The organism is Nocardia farcinica (genome assembly GCF_029867845.1).
GTDB classification, from domain to species: Bacteria; Actinomycetota; Actinomycetes; order Mycobacteriales; family Mycobacteriaceae; genus Nocardia; species Nocardia farcinica_A.
The window spans coordinates 1-3,429 of sequence record NZ_JARWRU010001071.1 but is presented as its reverse complement, the minus strand read 5'-3'; the positions used below and the strand labels follow the sequence as shown (position 1 = coordinate 3,429).

Below are 3,429 nucleotides of genomic sequence, written 5' to 3'. Positions count from 1 at the left end.
CCGTTGCGGCGCAGCATCTCCGCGGTGCCCTCGGTGGCCAGCACCCGGAAGCCGAGATCGTGCAGGCGCTTGACCGGGAACACCATGGCCCGCTTGTCGCGGTTGGCGATGGAGACGAACACCGTGCCCTCGGTCGGCAGCGAACCGTAGGAGGCGGTCTGGCTCTTGGCGAAGGCGGTGCCGAAGTCGGCGTCGATGCCCATCACCTCACCGGTGGACTTCATCTCCGGCGACAGCAGCGAGTCGACGCCGCTGCCGTCGGCACGCCGGAACCGGTGGAACGGCAGCACGGCTTCCTTGACCGCGACCGGCGCCTCGACCGGCACGTGCCCGCCGTCGCCCTCGGCGGGCAGCATGCCCTCCTTGCGCAGCTCGGCGATGGTGGCGCCGAGCATGATGCGCGCGGCGGCCTTGGCCAGCGGCACCGCGGTGGCCTTCGAGACGAAGGGCACCGTGCGGCTGGCGCGCGGGTTGGCCTCCAGCACGTAGAGCACGTCGTCCTTGAGCGCGTACTGCACGTTGAGCAGGCCCTTGACGCCGATGCCCTTGGCCAGCGCGACGGTCGAGCGGCGCACCGCCTCGATATCGCTGCGGCCGAGAGTGATCGGGGGCAGCGCGCACGCCGAGTCGCCGGAGTGGATGCCCGCCTCCTCGATGTGCTCCATCACCCCGCCGAGGAAGACCTCCTCGCCGTCGCACAGCGCGTCCACATCGATCTCGATGGCGTCTTCCAGGAACCGGTCCACCAGCACCGGATGCTCGGGGTTGAGCTCGGTGGCGCGGGAGATGTAGCCCTCGAGGGACTGCTCGTCGTAGACGATCTCCATGCCGCGACCGCCCAGCACATAGGACGGACGGACCAGCACCGGGTAACCGATCTCGGCGGCGATCTTCTTGGCCTGCGCCACCGTGGTGGCGGTGCCGTACTTCGGCGCCGGCAGCCCGGCCGCGACCAGCACGTCACCGAACTCGCCGCGGTCCTCGGCCAGATCGATGGCGGCGGCGCTGGTGCCGACCACCGGCACCCCCGCGTCGGTCAGGCGCTGCGCCAGGCCGAGCGGGGTCTGCCCGCCCAGCTGGACGATGACGCCGGCGACGGTGCCCGACTCGCTCTCGGCGTGATAGACCTCGAGCACGTCTTCGAAGGTCAGCGGCTCGAAGTAGAGCCGGTCGGCGGTGTCGTAGTCGGTGGAGACGGTCTCGGGGTTGCAGTTGACCATCACCGTCTCGTACCCGGCGTCCGACAGCGTCAGCGCCGCGTGCACACACGAGTAGTCGAACTCGATGCCCTGGCCGATGCGGTTCGGGCCGGAGCCGAGGATGATGACCTTCTCGCGCTCGCGCTGCGGGGCGACCTCGCTCTCGGCCGCCGGATCCAGCTCGTAGGTCGAGTAGTGGTACGGCGTCTTGGCCTCGAACTCGGCGGCACAGGTGTCGACGGTCTTGTAGACCGGCCGGATGCCGAGGCGGTGGCGCAACGCGCGCACCCCGGACTCGCCCGCCAGTTCCGGGCGCAGCGCGGCCAGCTGACGATCGGACACACCGTGGTACTTGGCGCGGCGCAGCAGCGGCTCGTCGAGCACCGGCGCGGCCAGCAGCTCGGCGCGCAGCTCCACCAGACCGGCGACCTCGGCGACGAACCAGGGGTCGATGCCGGAGGCGGCGGCCACGTCCTCGATGCTCGCGCCGTAGCGCAGGGCACGTTCGACCTGGTAGATGCGCCCCTCGGTGGGCACGCGCAGGTCGGCCAGGATCTTTTCGATCGCCCCGGCCACGTCACCGTCGACCGGCGCCCAGGGGCCGTCGTCCTGGGTCCAGAAGCCGGCGGCCTTGGTCTCCAGCGAGCGCAGCACCTTGCCCAGCGCCTCGGCGAAGTTGCGGCCGAGCGACATGGCCTCGCCCACGGACTTCATGGTGGTGGTCAGGGTCGCGTCGGCGCCGGGGAACTTCTCGAACGCGAAGCGCGGGGCCTTGACCACGACGTAGTCGAGCGTGGGCTCGAAACAGGCCGGGGTCTCCTTGGTGATGTCGTTGACGATCTCGTCCAGGGTGTAGCCGATGGCCAGCTTGGCGGCGATCTTGGCGATCGGGAAGCCGGTGGCCTTGGAAGCCAGCGCCGAGGAGCGCGACACGCGCGGGTTCATCTCGATGACGATCAGGCGGCCGTCGCGCGGATTGACCGCGAACTGGATGTTGCAGCCGCCGGTGTCGACGCCGACCGCGCGCAGGATGGCGATACCGAGGTCGCGCATGCGCTGGTACTCGCGGTCGGTCAGCGTCATGGCGGGCGCGACGGTCATCGAGTCGCCGGTGTGCACGCCCATCGGGTCGACGTTCTCGATCGAGCAGACCACCACGACGTTGTCGCGGCTGTCACGCATGAGCTCGAGCTCGTATTACTTCCACCCGAGGATGGACTCCTCGATGATGACGTTGGCGGTCGGCGAGGCTGCCAGGCCGCCACCGGCGATCCGGTCGAGGTCCTCGTCGTTGTAGGCCATGCCCGAGCCGAGGCCACCCATGGTGAAGGAGGGGCGGACGACGACGGGAAAACCCAGTTCGGCGACGGTCTCTCGGACCTCGTCCATGGTGTAACAGACCCGCGAGCGGGCGCTCTCGCCGCCGACGGAGGCGACGATGTCCTTGAACTTCTGCCGGTCCTCACCGCGCTGGATGGCGTCGAAGTCGGCGCCGATCAACTCGACGTCGTACTTCTCCAGCACCCCGCGCTCGTGCAGGGCGACCGCGGTGTTCAGCGCGGTCTGACCGCCGAGGGTGGCCAGGATGGCGTCGGGACGCTCCTTGGCAATGACCTTCTCGACGTACTCGGGGGTGATCGGCTCCACATAGGTGGCGTCGGCGAACTCCGGGTCGGTCATGATCGTGGCCGGGTTCGAGTTGACCAGCGAGACCCGGAGGCCCTCGGACTCGAGCACCCGGCAGGCCTGGGTTCCCGAGTAGTCGAACTCGCAGGCCTGGCCGATGACGATCGGGCCCGAGCCGATCACCAGGATGTGGCGTAGATCCTCGCGGCGTGGCATCAGGCTCCTTCCATGAGACCGGCGAAGCGGTCGAACAGATATGCGGCGTCGTGCGGGCCCGCGGCGGCCTCGGGGTGGTACTGCACCGAGAAGGCCCGGCCGTCGAGCAGGCGCACACCCTCCACGACCCCGTCGTTGGCGCACACGTGGCTGACCTCGGCGCGGCCGAACGGGGTGTCGAACTGCTCGCCCTTCTCCCCCTCCAGCGCGAACCCGTGGTTCTGCGCGGTGATGGAGATGCGGCCGGTCTCGTGTTCGACCACCGGGATGTTGATGCCGCGGTGGCCGAACTTCAGCTTGTAGGTCTTGCGGCCCAGCGCCCGGCCGAGGATCTGGTTGCCGAAACAGATGCCGAACAGCGGCAGCCCGCGCTCGAGCACACCCTGGG

General features: G+C 69.5%; 1 protein-coding gene and 1 pseudogene. Both read right to left on the bottom strand.

Annotated elements, in window-relative coordinates; genetic code table 11:
* A pseudogene (carB, locus tag QH283_RS23630) lies at positions 1–3,041 on the bottom strand (carbamoyl-phosphate synthase large subunit); the annotation flags it as partial.
* The coding region (locus QH283_RS23625; protein ID WP_432420769.1) for a glutamine amidotransferase-related protein at positions 3,041–3,429 on the bottom strand (389 nt) is incomplete at its 5' end. The pseudogene carB and the gene QH283_RS23625, both read right to left, overlap by 1 nt.